This window comes from Exiguobacterium sp. 9-2 (assembly GCF_036287235.1).
GTDB lineage: Bacteria > Bacillota > Bacilli > Exiguobacteriales > Exiguobacteriaceae > Exiguobacterium_A.
On the sequence record NZ_CP142850.1, the window covers coordinates 37,501 to 54,234 of the forward strand.

Below are 16,734 nucleotides of genomic sequence, written 5' to 3' on the forward strand. Positions count from 1 at the left end.
TGAAACTGTTTTCCCTCCAGAGTGGATCCTGAGTACGGCGGGACACGTGAAACCCCGTCGGAATCCGGGAGGACCATCTCCCAAGGCTAAATACTCCCTAGTGACCGATAGTGAACCAGTACCGTGAGGGAAAGGTGAAAAGCACCCCGGAAGGGGAGTGAAATAGATCCTGAAACCGTATGCCTACAAGTAGTCAGAGCCCGTTAACGGGTGATGGCGTGCCTTTTGTAGAATGAACCGGCGAGTTACGATAACGCGCGAGGTTAAGCCGATGAGGCGGAGCCGTAGCGAAAGCGAGTCTGAACAGGGCGTTCAGTGCGTTGTCGTAGACCCGAACCCAGGTGATCTACCCATGTCCAGGATGAAGGTCAGGTAACACTGACTGGAGGTCCGAACCCACGCACGTTGAAAAGTGCGGGGATGAGGTGTGGGTAGCGGTGAAATGCCAATCGAACCTGGAGATAGCTGGTTCTCCCCGAAATAGCTTTAGGGCTAGCCTCGAGGTTGAGAGTTCTGGAGGTAGAGCACTGATTGGACTAGGGGCCCCCACAGGGTTACCGAATTCAGTTAAACTCCGAATGCCAGCAACTTATACTCGGGAGTCAGACTGCGAGTGATAAGATCCGTAGTCAAGAGGGAAACAGCCCAGACCGCCAGCTAAGGTCCCCAAGTGTATGTTAAGTGGAAAAGGATGTGGCGCTGCCTAGACAGCTAGGATGTTGGCTTAGAAGCAGCCACCATTCAAAGAGTGCGTAATAGCTCACTAGTCGAGTGGCGCCGCGCCGAAAATGTAACGGGGCTAAACATACCACCGAAGCTGCGGATTCCGTAAGGAAGGTAGGGGAGCGTTCCAAACCGCTGTGAAGCTGTACCGGAAGGAGCAGTGGAGCGTTTGGAAGTGAGAATGCCGGTGTGAGTAGCGAAAAGAGGGGTGAGAATCCCCTCCGTCGAAAGCCCAAGGTTTCCTGAGGAAGGCTCGTCCGCTCAGGGTTAGTCTGGACCTAAGCCGAGGCCGAAAGGCGTAGGCGATGGATAACAGGTTGATATTCCTGTACCGCCGATCCACCGTTTGAACAATGGGGGGACGCAGGAGGATAGTGACGCATGCGGATGGAAGTGCATGTGCAAGTTTCAAGACCGTCTGATTGGCAAATCCGTCAGGCATCACAGTCAAGGAACGATGCGGAGTCCCGTAGGGACGTAGGTCACGATTTCACACTGCCAAGAAAAGCCTCTAGTGAGGGGGAAGGCGCCAGTACCGTAAACCGACACAGGTAGGCGAGATGAGAATTCTAAGACGCGCGGGATAACTCTCGTTAAGGAACTCGGCAAATGGTCCCGTAACTTCGGGAGAAGGGACGCTCTACACATGTAGAGCCGCAGTGAATAGGCCCAAACGACTGTTTAGCAAAAACACAGGTCTCTGCTAAATCGCAAGATGACGTATAGGGGCTGACGCCTGCCCGGTGCTGGAAGGTTAAGGGGATGGGTTAGCGCAAGCGAAGCTTTGAACCGAAGCCCCAGTAAACGGCGGCCGTAACTATAACGGTCCTAAGGTAGCGAAATTCCTTGTCGGGTAAGTTCCGACCCGCACGAAAGGCGTAACGATTTGGGCACTGTCTCAACGAGAGACCCGGTGAAATCATAGTACCTGTGAAGATGCAGGTTACCCGCGACAGGACGGAAAGACCCCATGGAGCTTTACTACAGCCTGATATTGAGGCTTTGTGCATGATGTACAGGATAGGCGGGAGACGTCGAGCCCGGAGCGCCAGCTTCGGAGGAGTCACCCTTGGGATACCGCCCTTCATGCATAGAGTCTCTAACTCTCGCAGCCGTGATCCGGCTGGAGGACCGTGTCAGGCGGGTAGTTTGACTGGGGCGGTCGCCTCCTAAACAGTAACGGAGGCGCCCAAAGGTTCCCTCAGAATGGTTGGAAATCATTCGTAGAGCGCAAAGGCAGAAGGGAGCTTGACTGCGAGACCTACAAGTCGAGCAGGGACGAAAGTCGGGCTTAGTGATCCGGTGGTTCCGCATGGAAGGGCCATCGCTCAACGGATAAAAGCTACCCTGGGGATAACAGGCTGATCTCCCCCAAGAGTCCACATCGACGGGGAGGTTTGGCACCTCGATGTCGGCTCATCGCATCCTGGGGCTGGAGTAGGTCCCAAGGGTTGGGCTGTTCGCCCATTAAAGCGGTACGCGAGCTGGGTTCAGAACGTCGTGAGACAGTTCGGTCCCTATCCGTCGTGGGCGCAGGAAATTTGAGGAGAGCTGTCCTTAGTACGAGAGGACCGGGATGGACGCACCGCTGGTGTACCAGTTGTTCCCGCCAGGAGCATCGCTGGGTAGCTACGTGCGGACGGGATAAATGCTGAAAGCATCTAAGCATGAAGCCCCCTCCAAGATGAGATTTCCCTTTGAGTAATCAAGAAAGACCCCTCAGAGACGATGAGGTAGATAGGTCACGGGTGGAAGCATGGCGACATGTGGAGCTGAGTGATACTAATCGGTCGAGGCCTTGTTCTAGCAGATGCTTGTTGATGACTTCAGTTTTGAGGGCGCGAGCCCGTCGTCTGGTGACGATAGCCAAGTGGTCACACCCGTTCCCATGCCGAACACGGAAGTTAAGCACTTGAACGCCGAAAGTAGTTGGGGGCTTCCCCCTGTGAGGATAGGACGTTGCCAGGCACTTGACCGATCTGCAGATTGCAGGTCGGTCTTCTTTTGTGTAATTATTTTAAAGGAAAAGGAGCTTTTTCATGAAACACGAACTTCCTATTGTACATGCACTTCAACGTCACTTAGATCGAACGCCCATCTCATGGCATGTTCCTGGACATAAGAATGGAACTCTGACACCTCTTCCTGACTTTTTTAAATGGGACGTCACAGAATTACCTGGTCTAGATGATTTTCATCATCCGGAAGAGGCTATTGCAGACGCAATAGCTTTGCTTCAAAAAGTCTACGATGCAAAAGCGAGTCATTTCCTTGTGAATGGTTCGACTGTTGGGAACTGGGCGATGCTTGCAGCTGTAGCAATAAGAGGAGAGCGTGTTTATGTACAGCGTAATTCGCATAAATCGGTATTTAATGCACTCGAATGGTTAGGAATCGAACCGATCTTTCTTGAACCAGATACCCATAAAGAAACGGGAATCAGTGGTCATGTTTCACGTGAAACATTAAAGGAAGCGTTTACGAAATATCCAGGAGGAGTTAGCGTGTTTATCACTTCACCGACATATTACGGAGAAGTGGCTGATATCACGTCACTCGTTCAGCTCACGACGTCGCACGGACTCCCTTTATTAGTGGATGAAGCACACGGTGCACACTTCGGTAAAGCATTTGGTGTTCGTTCTGCATTTGAATTAGGAGCAACTGCTGTTGTCCAGTCTGCCCATAAAACGCTTCCTGCACTGACGATGGGAGCATGGATGCACGAGCGATTTTCGGAAAAGATGAGAAGAAAGTTACAGCGAGCGCTCCAAGCGTTTCAAACCTCAAGTCCTTCGTATTTGTTACTGGCTTCATTAGACTATGCCCGTTCCTATCGTGAACAATGGACAGTTGAAGGTATGTCAGATATTCAGGTTAGTCACGATGCGTTTATCGAATCACTTCAACGGTTCGATCATATGACCGTCCTTCGCTTCGATGATTGGTCACGGATGACATTAACGTATGAGGGATATTCAGGAGATGCGTTGTTGCACGCGTTACGAGCTGTTCAACTCGATGCGGAATTTGCTCTAGGAGATCACGTCGTCTGTATTTTGCCACTTCGTCCGCTAGCAAAGTCTGAGCAGGATGACTGGGTTCATCGTGTCGAACGCGCCATTCAAATGATGAAATCAGAAGGAATTCCTTTGAAAAGGTATATCGAGCAACCAATTATGGGTAAAATACAGGTATCTGCTTTAGCTTGTTCTTATGAACAGTTAGAACAAGCAACAGGTACGTTCCGTCAGCTGGATGAGTGTATCGGTCATGTTTCACTCGAAACCATTATTCCGTACCCGCCAGGCATTCCGTTGATCGTCAGAGGCGAACGCATTACGGCGGAACAGGTACTACGTTTACGACATTATCAAACCGTAGCCGTTCATTTGCAAGGGGGCGAACAATTGCAACAAGGAGCGTTACGCGTCATAGAGGAAGGGTTTGAAAGATGAAAGGTACGTTCATTACTGTCGAAGGACCGGATGGTGCCGGGAAAACGACACAACTACAATTGCTTAATGATGTGTTAAAAGAAAAGGGCTATAATGTCATGATGACCCGTGAGCCAGGTGGCACACGCGTTGGGAACGAAATTCGTCGTCATTGATTTTAAATCCTGATTTTGAAGAAATGAAAGAGATGACGGAAATTCTGCTGTATGCAGCGTCTCGTGCCCAGCATGTCGAAGAATTGATTCGACCGGCGTTAGAGGCAGGCACAATCATCTTATGTGACCGATTCGTTGATGCCTCACTTGCCTATCAAGGATATGGACTTGGACATCCGATTGATCTCGTGCGTCATATTAATGATTCTGCAACAGGTGGATTAGCGCCAGACCGGACGTATTTATTTGATTTAACGGTAACGGATTCTAAAAAACGAATGATGGACCGGGGAGCACTTGATCGAATCGAGCAACGAGATGATGCGTTTCGTGCCCGTGTCTATGATGGTTTCAAACAGATTGCGGCATCGGACCCAGAACGGGTACAGATTGTACAAGCCAATCGATCGATTGAAGTGATTCATCAGGACTTAGTGGAAGATGTCATTACGTATTTAGAAGAAAAGGAGAGATTCTCATGAAAATGGTCATTACGATTGTTCAAGATAAAGACAGCTTACGTTTGGCGGAAGCGCTTGTCGAGCATGATTTCCGAGCAACGAAACTAGCAACGACAGGTGGTTTTCTTAAAGAGGGAAACACGACGTTCATGATTGGTGTACAGAGTGAGCGTCTCGATGATCTGTTAAGATTGATCAAAAAGAATTGTTCGAGTCGTGAACAGATGGTCTCTCCAATCTCACCAATGGGTGGTCATGCCGATTCTTATATCCCGTACCCTGTTGAAGTCCAGGTAGGCGGGGCAACGGTCTTCGTCTTGCCAATCGAAGGGTTTCACCAATTCTGATGCAGACGTTTCATGAACTGGAACAGACACAATCGGTCATTTCGACGATTCTTCAAAATTCGTTACGAAACGATCGAATCAATCACGCTTATATCTTCACTGGAGACTATGAGCCGCTTCTACTTGAAGCGGCTCACTTGTTCGCGAAAAGCCTTTTTTGTGAGACCCCGGTCGATGTGGAGCCATGTGGTGTCTGTCGTAGCTGTCGGCGGATGGAAAGTGGTAACTTGGTCGATTATTATGAAATCGAACCAGATGGCGCGACCATCAAAAAAGAACAGATTCAACAATTGATGCATGATCTCTCACTCCGAGGACTTGAAGGCGATCGTCAGATTTATGTCATTACACAGTCCCATAAGATGACTCCCCAAGCAGCGAACAGTTTGCTGAAGTTCTTTGAGGAACCAGGAGAAGGAAAAGTTGCCTTATTGTTGACGAATCAACCTCAACTCCTTTTACCTACGATTCGATCGCGGGGACAGTTATTAAGTTTTCGTCCAGCAGATCGTCAAATGATTGGCGAGGTTTTATCTGAAAAAACGGGACGGGACCACGAGTTGACGCAACTGGCAGCGCGTGTCTATCCAAAAGTCGAGGATGCAGAAGAAGCATTACTCGAAGACTGGTTTGTAAATGCGCGAGCGTCAGTGTTACAATTGATGGAGGAATTAGCGAATCTCGTCCGGCTGATTTACCACTGTTCGTACAAGAGAAATGGATGGGACAATTCAAGAACCGTCAGGATGTCCGAATTGGTCTTGAACTCGTCACTTGTTTCTTCGAGGATGTCTTACGCCTGAAACTGAATCCGGCGTGGGAAGGTATGACCTATACGAATAGTAAACCCCAACTTGAACAGATGGGGTCCAAGAGCCAGACGACGATCACCCCCTGGTTACAAGCTGTGCTTGCCGCAGTCCGACGGGTCGAAGCGAATGTTAATCCCCAATTAACAGTTGAGCGTCTCATGTTTGACTTACAGAAAGGGTAGAGCGACATGCTAGAAGTAGTAGGCGTTCGCTTTAAAGAAGCGGGCAAAATTTATTATTTTGCACCTGGACAAGAGTCATTATCACGAGGACAAGCAGTCATCGTTGAGACGGTACGGGGCATTGAATATGGCGAAGTGGTCATCGCCGATAAACAAATGGACGAAGAAGATGTGGTGTTGCCACTGAAATCCATTCTTCGAATTGCTGACGATAAAGATGCAATGATCGTCCGCGAAAATAAAGTCGCAGCGCTTGATGCGCATGCGGTATGTGTCGAAAAAATCCGTGAACATAAACTCGATATGAAATTGGTCGATGTCGAGTACACGTTTGACCGCAATAAGGTCATCTTCTACTTCACGGCAGAAGGACGTGTTGACTTCCGTGAGCTCGTCAAAGATTTAGCGGCTGTTTTCCGGACACGCATCGAACTCCGTCAAATCGGTGTTCGAGATGAAGCGAAGTTACTTGGAGGCATTGGACCATGTGGTCGTGTCTTATGTTGTTCATCTTTCCTTGGTGAGTTCGAACCGGTCTCGATCAAGATGGCAAAAGATCAAAACCTATCGTTGAATCCGACGAAGATTTCAGGGGTGTGTGGTCGTTTAATGTGCTGTCTAAAATATGAGAACGATACGTATGAAGAGATGCGCCGTGACTTGCCGGACTATGGAAAACGTTTGACGGACCTGAAGGCGAAGGACGCGTCGTTGGCTTGAACATCCTCGATCAAGTCGTTCAAATTGAACTGAAGGATCGTTCCCGCGTCTTGACGTATTCGATGGAAGAACTATTATCCGTTGGTGCCGTAAAACCAAAACGACCAAAAGAATAACGGGGTGCATACGCGTGGAGAGAGTCGATAAAAAAAAAATCATTACGCGTGTCGATGCGATTGAGCAACAGATTCATTTGCTGACTGAGCATCTGAGCGTGTTAAAGGATCAGCTGGCTTACATGATGGAAGAGAACCAACATCTGTATCTGGAGAATCATCATCTTCGGGAAAAAGTCGAACGCGATGAACAACAGCCGGTCACGGAAGCGGAAGAAGCGGAAGCAGGCATTGGTGCGGGCTATGACAATCTCGGACGATTGTACCAGGAAGGGTTCCACATCTGTAACTTGCATTATGGACAAGTACGAAAAGACGGCGATTGTCTCTTCTGCTTATCCATGTTAACGAAACATTGAGAGGCTGACTTCTACATGAGTCAGTCTTTTTTTCGGAAAGGAAGGCACGACATGTTTGAACTATTACCAGACGAACGACTTGATTATCTCTTAGGACAAGAAGGGAAAATCATTCAAAGTCCATCCGTCTTCTCCTATTCACTCGATGCGGCATTGCTCGCACGATTTGCATGGGTTCCAATTCAACAGGGGCGGATTGCCGATCTTTGCTCTGGGAACGGTGCGATCCCACTCTTTTTATCCTACCGGACGAAAGGGCAGATCACGGGTCTTGAAATTCAGCCGCGACTAGCGGAGATGGCGCGACGTAGCATTAACTTGAATGAACTGAACGACCAGATTGAGATGATTGATGGTGACGTCAAAGAGGCGGGGGCACGTCTTGGATACGGCATCTATGATGCTGTCACCTGTAATCCGCCTTATTTTTTAGCCAACGAGACATCAAACCAAAACCAAAGTGAACATTATACGATCGCAAGGCATGAAGTCCTCTGTACACTTGAAGACTGTATTCGTGGTGCATCTGATTTGTTAAAACAAGGCGGAAAGGCAGCGTTCGTGCATCGACCGGAACGACTGCTCGATATCGTCACTTTGATGCGAACATACCGCTTGGAACCGAAACGGATGCAGTTGATTTATCCGAAGGCAGGGAAGGAAGCGAACATGCTTTTGATCGAGGGGATCAAGGACGCAAAACCTGGACTGAAGGTTCTTTCCCCGTTCATCGTCTATGAAGCGGACAACTCGTATGCGGCTCAGATGAAGGAACTGTTCGATGTCTGAGCATGCAGTCTATATCGTTCGTTGCCAAGATGATACGTATTATACGGGTTACGCGGTAGACGTCACGCAACGCATCGCAACACATAATGCAGGCAAGGGGGCGAAGTATACACGTGCCCGTCTGCCGGTCGTCCTCGTTCATGAGGAAATTTTCGCGACAAAATCAGAAGCGATGAAGCGGGAATACGCGATTAAACAATTGACACGTTCACAGAAAGAGCGTTTGATTCAAGGAGGAACCTCATGAAAGCGACAAGTAGCTATCAACAGCAAGGAGTCGGTCTCTATATCGTCCCGACACCAATCGGCAATTTAGAAGACATGACGTATCGAGCCGTCCGGATCTTACAGGAATCTGATATCGTCGCAGCAGAAGATACTCGGCAGACGATGAAACTGTTTCGGCATTTTTCGATTGAGACGAAGCTTGTCAGTTACCACGAACACAATAAACAAACAAGTGGCGAACGACTACTCGCTGATTTAGAGGCGGGAAAGCAAATTGCCCTCGTCTCCGACGCCGGGATGCCCGGTATTTCGGACCCGGGAAGCGATTTGATCCGCCAAGCGATCGCAGCAGATATTCCTGTCATCGTTCTTCCGGGTGCGAACGCTGCATTGACAGCCCTTGTGGCGTCCGGTCTGTCGACAGAACGCTTTTTGTATTATGGTTTTTTGCCACGAAAGAAAAAAGAACGCCGCGAAGTGTTAGAGCAATTGAAATACGAATCAGGAACACTCATCTTTTATGAAGCACCGCATCGATTGAAAGAGATGTTGCAAGGGATCGAAGAAGTACTTGGTGATCGCCAGGTGACGTTAGCCCGAGAACTAACGAAACGGTATGAAGAGTATATTCGTGGAAGTGTGAGTGAATTACGCGCTTGGGCAGCAGAAGACGTTCGAGGTGAGTTCGTCGTCCTTGTCGAAGGATCAAACGAAGAACGACCGGATGCCGTCATTCAAGACAGTGATCCGCTCGAGCAAATCCGTCGGTATATCGAAGAGGGCGAAAAGCCGAATGCAGCGTTGAAGCGTGTCGCAAAAGAACGAGGACTGGATCGTCAGGAACTGTACCTCGCGTTTCACGAAGCAGATTAAAAAAAGAAGCCCCGTTAAGGAGCTTCCTTTTTTGTTTATTCGTTGCTTGCGTAATGACGATCGAGGAAATCTTTTAATTCAACGAGAACGCGTTGTGCGCCATCTGGTGAAAGAATCAATTTACCATCAGCCAATTTGAAGTTATCTTCTGATACTTCACCTGTCACTTGGCAAGTCATGTTTGGTTTATATTTTTTAAGGATGATCTGTTCGTTGTCGACATAGATCTCGAGGGCATCCTTTTCTGCGATTTGAAGTGTACGGCGTAATTCGATTGGAATTACGACACGACCGAGCTCGTCTACTTTACGTACAATACCTGTTGATTTCATTTTGTTGTTCCTCCTTTGATGTCATGGATCTCTTTTTCTTTTGAAAAATCGTCAAAATTCGACATCGTTTCTATAGAATGTAGAATACTAGACTTTCCAAAAGTAGTCAACCAATCTGAATAGCTTGAAATCAAAATGTCATTTATTTCTCAAAAAACCCATATTTGAAACGATTTATTAATATATTTTCCCTTTTTAAAGGAAATGAAACTATAGAGTGTGTTTTTTTGTAATTTGATGTCTGATGTCAAAAAATGTTTCGATTCGACAAAAAGTGAATTTCGACATCAGTCCCGTAACAGCGTATAATAGCCTATAATGAAGATGGAAATAAGAGAACGGAGGAATAACATGGCAAAGACATTTTATATCACGACCCCGATTTATTATCCAAGTGCAAAACTACATATCGGTCACGCGTATACGACGGTGGCTGGAGATGCAATGGCACGGTACAAACGACTTCAAGGATTCGACGTCCGGTATTTGACAGGTAGCGATGAGCACGGTCAAAAGATCCAGGAAAAAGCAGCAGAAGCAGGTATCTCGGAACAGGCATTCGTCGATGGTGTCGTCGAGCAGATTAAAGTCTTATGGGATCGTCTCGACATCTCGTACGATGATTATATCCGGACGACAGAACCACGTCACAAGAAAGTCGTCGAAAAAGTGTTCGAGACACTTCTTGAATCAGGCGATATCTACCTAGGTGAATACGAAGGTTGGTATTCGATTCCGGATGAGACGTACTATACGGAATCACAACTCGTCGACGGAAAGAGCCCCGATAGTGGACACCCAGTCGAACTCGTTCGCGAAGAATGTTACTTCTTCCGGATCAGCAAGTACGCGGACCGTCTGCTTGAGTACTTTGAAGCGAATCCGTCATTTATCTTGCCAGAATCACGTAAACACGAAATGATCAATAACTTCATTAAACCGGGTCTCCAAGACTTAGCGGTCTCACGGACGACATTCAACTGGGGTGTACAAGTCCCATCGAATCCGAAGCACGTCGTCTACGTCTGGATCGATGCGTTGACGAACTATATCTCGTCACTCGGTTATGGTACGGACGATCATGGTAATTTCGATAAGTACTGGCCAGCAGATGTTCATCTCGTTGGAAAAGAAATCGTTCGTTTCCACACGATCATTTGGCCGGCACTCTTGATGGCACTTGATCTCCCATTACCGAAGAAAGTCTTCGCACACGGTTGGTTGTTGATGAAAGACGGAAAAATGTCGAAATCAAAAGGGAACGTCGTTGATCCGATCCCATTGACGGATCGTTACGGTCTTGACGCCCTTCGTTATTACTTGTTACGCGAAGTTCCATTCGGTTCAGATGGTATGTTCACACCTGAAGCATTCGTTGAGCGGATGAACTACGATTTAGCAAACGACCTTGGGAACTTACTCAACCGAACGATCGCGATGGTCACGAAATACTTTGACGGTGAGATCCCAGCCTATACAGGCAATGTGACACCGTTTGATGCGACACTCTCGGATCTTGCAAAAGAAACGGTCACGAAAGTCGAAGCATCGATGGAACACATGGAATTCTCTGTCGTGCTATCGAACATTTGGCAATTAATCAGCCGTGCCAATAAATACATCGATGAGACACAACCGTGGGTTCTTGCAAAAGACGAATCCAAAACGGCGGAACTCGGTTCGGTCATGGTGCATCTCGTCGGCGTCTTACGTCACGTGGCGATCATGTTGCAACCGTTCATGACGCGTTCACCAAAAGAGATCTTCGCGCAACTTGGTCTCTCCGGACAAGCGATGGACTGGGCAGCGCTCGAGAAATTCGCAGACATCACACCAGGAACAAAAGTTGGTACAGCGACACCGATTTTCCCACGTCTCGATGTCAAAGAAGAGGTCGAAGCAATCGTCGACATGATGCATCAAGCTTCTGCAGCACGTGTGGAAGAAGAGGAAGTCGAAGAGGCTGATGAAGACATTCGTCCGGAAACGACGATCGATGTCTTTGATCAGATCGAGTTACGTGTCGGTGAAGTCGTGACGGCTGAAAAGATCAAGAAGGCGAAAAAACTACTGAAGTTACAAGTCGATATGGGCAAAGAAACACGCCAAATCGTCTCTGGTATCGCGCAATGGTATGAGCCGGAAGATTTAGTCGGACGTAAGGTCATCGTCGTAGCGAACTTAAAACCGGTCACGTTACGTGGCGAACTCTCCCAAGGAATGGTCCTTGCTGCTGAGAAAGCAGGAAAACTTGAACTCGCGACGGTCCCATCAACGATGGCAAACGGCGCAAGCGTAAAATAAAACCGATGCCTGTGGACTTCATGTCACAGGCATTTTTTTAAAGAAGGAGTCGAATAAGATATGTTAATCGATACACACACTCACTTGAATGCAGACCAATTCGCGGAAGACGTTCATGAAACGATCGAGCGGGCACGTGCAAACGGCGTTTCACCGATGATCGTCGTCGGATTTGATCATAAGACAATCGACCGCGCGATGGAACTCGTCGAAGCGTACGATGATCTTTATGCGGTCATCGGATGGCATCCCGTCGACTCGATTGATTTTGATGAGGAAGCCTATCAAAAGGTCGAACGATTGATGGATCATGAAAAAGTCGTTGCGCTTGGAGAAATCGGACTCGACTACCACTGGGATACGTCACCGAAAGACGTCCAACAGGAAGCTTTCCGCAAACAGATCCGTCTCGCGAAGCAGAAGAAAAAACCGATCGTCATCCATAACCGGGAAGCGACAGAAGATACGTTACGAATCCTCGAAGAAGAGGATGCAAAAGAAGTCGGTGGTATTTTGCATAGCTACAGTATGAGTGCTGAATTGTTACCGCGTTGCCTAGCGATGAACTTCTATATTTCACTTGGTGGACCTGTTACGTTCAAAAACGCGAAAATGCCAAAACGTGTTGCACAGGAAGTACCGCTCGATCGTTTACTCGTTGAGACGGACTGTCCGTATCTGACACCAACACCACACCGCGGTAAACGCAACGAGCCGGCTTACGTTCGGTTCGTCGCTGAAGAAATTGCGCAGCTCCGTGGCATGATGTATGCCGATGTGGAAGCAGCAACAACGGAAAATGCAAAACGGGTCTTCCGTTTGCCATGATGCGTTCGTTGACGTTCATTACAATCGGGTGCAGCCTGCTACTTGCGGCTGCACTCGTCTATGGGATGATGGATCATCCACGAACCGTGACAGTTTTGATTGATGGACAAGAGCAGCAGGTGAAGACAACGGCTGATTCCGTTTATGGCGTTCTCAAAGAAGCCGGCATTACGACGCGTGACAATGATGTGATTGAACCGGCTCTTAGTGCCGACCTGCCGAAAAAACGATTAATCGTCATTCAGCGGGCAAAAGAAATCACATTGATCATGGGCTACGGTGAGTCCCGTCGCGTCCGGACGCAGGCGCGTCAAGTAAAGGATCTACTTGCAGAGCGCGGTATCAAGAAAGCCGACACGGATGATATCTATCCGTCTTCTGACGCGGTATTGACGAGTGGTATGACGGTGCGGTACCGCGAAGCTTTTCCCGTTGATCTCGTCGTCGGGGGAAAAGCCCGACAACTCTACACGTATGAAACGACGGTCCGCGAATTGTTAGAACGGGAAGGAATCCGTCTTCAAAAGGAAGATCGGGTCGCTCCAAATCCCGATACCCGCGTGACGGAAGGGACGTTGATTACGGTCAACACGACACGTCGTGCGACGTTGACACAGGATCAACTCGTTCCGTTTGAGATCGAAGAAGTCGAGGATCCGACCTTACCGGAAGGCGAGCAACTGGTGACGACATCAGGTCGTCCGGGTGTCCGAACGAAAAAGTATCAATTGACGTTAGCTGACGGTCTTAGTAAAGAGAAAAAACTGATTGATGACCAAGTGACACGGACGCCGATCAAACAAGTCGTCAAAGTCGGGACAAAACCGATTGAGACACCAATCGAAGCGCCCGTCTTCAACGAAAAACAAGCGACTAATCCGCTAAGTGAAACACCGAAAGCCGATGCGGATCTTGATTTTGAGAGTGCGAAGAGCTTGATGGTCGAAGCGACGGCGTATACGAACGACCCAGCTTCGAACGGCAGTCGTTTGTACAATGGTCGTGCCTTGACAGCGACCGGGTATGACGTGACCGATACGATCACCTATCAAGGTTTGCCGATCATCGCGGTTGATCCGAAGGTCATTCCGCTTGGCACGAAGGTCTACGTCGAAGGGGTTGGTCTTGCGATCGCTCTCGATACAGGTGGTGCCATTAAAGGCAATAAGATTGATATTTTAGTCGATGGTGAACAAAAAGCAAAGACGTTCGGTCGAAAACAACTGCAAGTCTGGGTCATTCCTAGTGCAACGGAAGCGGACACGTGACGCTTCCTTGTTTTTTTCGTGGAAACAGGTACAATTACGAGAGTGTTTGAAGAAGGTGGAGAGATCATGCGGAAACGCTTAAAAGAAGTCATCGTCGTCGAAGGACGAGATGATACGACACGATTACAAGAAGTCTTTGATGTCGATACAATTGAAACGAACGGTTCAGCCGTTAATGAACAGACGATGCAACGCATTGAGAAGGCCCTCGAACGACGCGGTGTCATCATTTTCACGGATCCTGATTTTCCAGGAGATCGTATCCGTGCCCGAATCAATGAACGTGTACCAGGCTGTAAACATGCCTATCTTCCGCGTGCTCAAGCAAAAGATAAGCGCGGTAAAATTGGTGTTGAACATGCCTCACCTGCCGCAATCGAAGAGGCGCTCGCTGCTGTCTATGAGACGGAAGAAGCGCCGGTTGCCGAAGTGACACGTGAGATGATTTTAGCAGCTGATTTGATTGGTGGACCAGCAGCCTCGATCCGTCGTCGTCGTCTCGGTCAGATTCTTGCGATTGGTGAACCGAATGCAAAACAACTCGTCAAACGTGTCGCATCGATCCGAATCACGCTGGCGGAATGGGAAGCAGCGTTGAAACAACTAGAGGAGGAAGAAGTTTGAAAGACATTGCTACATTGCACCGGACGAAAGAAATTTTAGCGAAACATGGCTTTTCGTTTAAAAAATCGTTAGGGCAAAACTTTTTAATCGATTTAAATGTATTAGGAAACATCGTCGGAGCAGCTGGATTAACGCCTGAGAGTGGTGTACTCGAGATCGGACCAGGAATCGGCTCATTGACGGAACAATCGGCGAAACAGGCGAAAAAAGTCGTTGCTCTTGAAATCGATCAACGATTGTTACCGATTCTTGATGATACACTTGCACCATATCCCCATACGAAGGTCATTCACGGTGATGCTCTTGAACTCGATCTTTCGACGATCGTTGCTGAAGAGTTCACGCAAGAAGGCATCACCGACATTGCCGTCGTCGCGAACCTCCCGTATTATGTCACGACACCGATTATCATGCGGATCCTTGAAGCGAAAGCACCGTTTCGGACGCTCGTCATGATGATTCAAAAGGAAGTCGCTGAACGAATCGGTGCAAAACCAGGCACGAAAGCATATGGATCTCTATCGATTGCGATTCAATACTATGCGGAAGCTGAAGTCTGCTTCACGGTCCCAAAACAAGTCTTCATTCCAGCACCAAACGTCGATTCAGCAGTCATCCGCTTGAACATTCGAAAAGAGCCGGCGGTACAGACACAGGATGAGACACTCTTCTTTGAAATCGTCCGAGCAAGTTTTGCACAACGTCGGAAAACGATTTTAAACAACTTGACGACACACTTCGGGAAAACGGAAAAAGCAGCGGTCGAAGCGGCGTTGTTAGAAGCTGGGGTTGAACCACGTCGTCGCGGAGAAACGCTCAGCCTGCAGGAATTCGCACAGTTAGCAGATGCACTTTTGCCAATTAAAAAACGTTGACGGATACGATTAGAACAGATATAATATTTCCCCTTTCTAATATTTATTTAATATGCTATAATAAATATTAGTGAGGTGAAGCGTATGCCAAAGACGTTGAACGAAATCAGACATGTTTTCGAAACACATGTTGGTGAAAGACTGACGCTAAAAGCAAGCGGCGGTCGTAAAAAGGTCGTAACCCGAATCGGAACGCTCGTTGAGACGTATCCTTCGGTGTTTGTAGTCAAGCTAGACGCAGAGCGCCACAATGTCGAGCGAGTTTCTTATAGCTACGCCGACGTGCTAACAGACTCCGTACAAATCGAATTTGCGAATTCGTAAACTTACCTTCCGAAGCGGACAAAATGTTCGCTTCTTTTTTTGTGGAAAGGTTGATACAATTCCTACAGGAAACGAACTAGAGGAGGAACGGCACGATGACGATTATTGTAAAGGCTCCGGCCAAGATCAACCTAGTCCTGGATGCGACGGCAAAGCGCCCGGACGGCTATCACGATGTACATATGGTGATGACGACAGTCGATTTGGCAGACCGTCTAGAATTGACGGAGCTGCCGTCAGGAGAAATTCGAATGAATGCCCAGCATGCTTACGTTCCGAACGACGAACGTAATCTTGCTTATAAAGCAGCAGCGATCTTAAAAGAAAAATACGACGTCAAGACAGGAGTAGAGATCTTCTTAGAGAAACACATTCCAGTTGCAGCCGGACTCGCTGGTGGATCCAGTGACGCGGCAGCGACGTTACGCGGATTAAATGAGTTGTGGCAACTCGGTTTGACGCTTGAAGAGTTGGCGGAAGTCGGCGCAGCAGTGGGCTCTGACGTCCCGTTTTGTGTCATGGGTGGAACAGCGATTGCAACGGGTCGCGGAGAGAAGCTAGAAAAACTTGTCTCACCACCCCCATGCTGGGTTGTTCTTGCTAAACCGACGATCGGTGTTTCAACAGCTGACGTCTATGGTGCCCTCGACTTGAACACGGCAAAACGTCCGAACGTCGAAGCAATGATTGATGCGGTGAAGGCGCAAGATTTCCAAGCCATCTGCCAATCACTCGGTAATGTTCTCGAAGCGGTCACGTTGCCGATGCACCCAGAAGTCGAGCAAATCAAGGAATTCATGGCAAGTTGTGGCGCAGAAGGCGTCTTGATGAGCGGAAGTGGTCCGACGGTCTTTGCTCTAACGGAGCATGAAAATCGGGCACAACGTCTCTATAATGGATTACGCGGCTTTTGTAACGAAGTCTACGTCGTTCGTCTTTTAGGCGAAAACCATTGA

The 16,734-nt window shown here is 48.3% G+C and carries 15 protein-coding genes, 2 rRNA genes and 2 pseudogenes (1 of these 19 only partly in view); 18 read left to right on the top strand and 1 reads right to left on the bottom strand.

What is annotated here, in order from left to right; translation table 11 throughout:
• The 11 genes and pseudogenes from VJ374_RS00225 to rsmI form a co-directional block, all read left to right on the top strand.
• Nucleotides 1–2,529 (top strand): 23S ribosomal RNA (locus VJ374_RS00225); it begins 386 nt to the left of the window's first position.
• 46 nt (nucleotides 2,530–2,575) lie between these two features.
• Nucleotides 2,576–2,691: ribosomal RNA gene (rrf, locus tag VJ374_RS00230) — 5S ribosomal RNA — on the top strand.
• 71 nt (nucleotides 2,692–2,762) lie between these two features.
• Nucleotides 2,763–4,181 (top strand): aminotransferase class I/II-fold pyridoxal phosphate-dependent enzyme, encoded by a 1,419-nt coding sequence (locus tag VJ374_RS00235; RefSeq protein WP_329469678.1) that lies wholly within the window; start codon nucleotides 2,763–2,765, stop codon nucleotides 4,179–4,181.
• A pseudogene (tmk, locus tag VJ374_RS00240) lies at nucleotides 4,178–4,818 on the top strand (dTMP kinase). The gene VJ374_RS00235 and the pseudogene tmk overlap by 4 nt, the downstream one beginning before the upstream one ends.
• Complete coding sequence (locus tag VJ374_RS00245) at nucleotides 4,815–5,144, top strand: cyclic-di-AMP receptor (protein ID WP_023466519.1); 330 nt, start codon at nucleotides 4,815–4,817, stop codon at nucleotides 5,142–5,144. Before tmk ends, VJ374_RS00245 begins: the two are co-directional and overlap by 4 nt.
• Complete coding sequence (locus VJ374_RS00250) at nucleotides 5,144–5,947, top strand: hypothetical protein (RefSeq protein ID WP_329469687.1); 804 nt, start codon at nucleotides 5,144–5,146, stop codon at nucleotides 5,945–5,947. Before VJ374_RS00245 ends, VJ374_RS00250 begins: the two co-directional genes overlap by 1 nt.
• 197 nt (nucleotides 5,948–6,144) lie before the next feature.
• Nucleotides 6,145–6,974: pseudogene (locus VJ374_RS00255) on the top strand (PSP1 domain-containing protein).
• A gap of 8 nt (nucleotides 6,975–6,982) precedes the next feature.
• The gene (gene yabA, locus VJ374_RS00260; RefSeq protein ID WP_329471000.1) at nucleotides 6,983–7,333 is read left to right on the top strand and encodes a DNA replication initiation control protein YabA; all 351 of its coding nucleotides are present in this window, start codon (nucleotides 6,983–6,985) and stop codon (nucleotides 7,331–7,333) included.
• A gap of 51 nt (nucleotides 7,334–7,384) precedes the next feature.
• A complete protein-coding gene (locus VJ374_RS00265; protein WP_056061982.1) occupies nucleotides 7,385–8,122 on the top strand; it encodes a tRNA1(Val) (adenine(37)-N6)-methyltransferase in 738 nt (245 codons plus the stop codon).
• Nucleotides 8,115–8,369, top strand: coding sequence for a GIY-YIG nuclease family protein (locus tag VJ374_RS00270; protein ID WP_035413209.1), 255 nt, complete (start codon nucleotides 8,115–8,117; stop codon nucleotides 8,367–8,369). The genes VJ374_RS00265 and VJ374_RS00270 overlap by 8 nt, the downstream gene beginning before the upstream one ends.
• The gene (gene rsmI, locus VJ374_RS00275) at nucleotides 8,366–9,223 is read left to right on the top strand and encodes a 16S rRNA (cytidine(1402)-2'-O)-methyltransferase (protein ID WP_290787785.1); all 858 of its coding nucleotides are present in this window, start codon (nucleotides 8,366–8,368) and stop codon (nucleotides 9,221–9,223) included. The genes VJ374_RS00270 and rsmI overlap by 4 nt, the downstream gene beginning before the upstream one ends.
• Before the next feature lie 35 nt (nucleotides 9,224–9,258).
• On the opposite strand, the gene VJ374_RS00280 is transcribed toward rsmI, so the two are convergent.
• Nucleotides 9,259–9,555 carry a transition state genes transcriptional regulator AbrB gene (locus VJ374_RS00280; RefSeq protein WP_023466531.1) on the bottom strand — a complete coding sequence of 99 codons (297 nt, stop codon included), beginning with the start codon at nucleotides 9,553–9,555 and terminating at the stop codon, nucleotides 9,259–9,261.
• Nucleotides 9,556–9,879: 324 nt separating this feature from the next.
• Here VJ374_RS00280 and metG point away from each other — a divergent pair, with 324 nt between their 5' ends.
• The 7 genes from metG to ispE all read left to right on the top strand — a co-directional run bounded on the left by metG (nucleotide 9,880) and on the right by ispE (nucleotide 16,734).
• Nucleotides 9,880–11,859, top strand: coding sequence for a methionine--tRNA ligase (gene metG / locus VJ374_RS00285; protein WP_255344378.1), 1,980 nt, complete (start codon nucleotides 9,880–9,882; stop codon nucleotides 11,857–11,859).
• Nucleotides 11,860–11,919: 60 nt separating this feature from the next.
• Entirely contained in the window at nucleotides 11,920–12,687 is a 768-nt protein-coding gene (locus VJ374_RS00290; protein ID WP_035413217.1) for a TatD family hydrolase, read from the top strand.
• On the top strand, nucleotides 12,684–13,955 hold the full coding sequence (locus VJ374_RS00295) for a ubiquitin-like domain-containing protein (protein ID WP_329469696.1): 1,272 nt from the start codon (nucleotides 12,684–12,686) through the stop codon (nucleotides 13,953–13,955). The genes VJ374_RS00290 and VJ374_RS00295 overlap by 4 nt, the downstream gene beginning before the upstream one ends.
• Nucleotides 13,956–14,021: 66 nt before the next feature.
• A complete protein-coding gene (rnmV, locus tag VJ374_RS00300) occupies nucleotides 14,022–14,579 on the top strand; it encodes a ribonuclease M5 (RefSeq protein ID WP_035413223.1) in 558 nt (185 codons plus the stop codon).
• Nucleotides 14,576–15,454: a 16S rRNA (adenine(1518)-N(6)/adenine(1519)-N(6))-dimethyltransferase RsmA gene (gene rsmA, locus VJ374_RS00305; protein ID WP_329469699.1), complete on the top strand. Its 879-nt coding sequence runs from the start codon at nucleotides 14,576–14,578 to the stop codon at nucleotides 15,452–15,454. Before rnmV ends, rsmA begins: the two co-directional genes overlap by 4 nt.
• 84 nt (nucleotides 15,455–15,538) lie before the next feature.
• Nucleotides 15,539–15,778, top strand: a complete 240-nt coding sequence (locus tag VJ374_RS00310) for a Veg family protein (RefSeq protein ID WP_012368950.1) — start codon at nucleotides 15,539–15,541, stop codon at nucleotides 15,776–15,778.
• 95 nt (nucleotides 15,779–15,873) lie between these two features.
• Complete coding sequence (gene ispE / locus VJ374_RS00315) at nucleotides 15,874–16,734, top strand: 4-(cytidine 5'-diphospho)-2-C-methyl-D-erythritol kinase (protein ID WP_035413228.1); 861 nt, start codon at nucleotides 15,874–15,876, stop codon at nucleotides 16,732–16,734.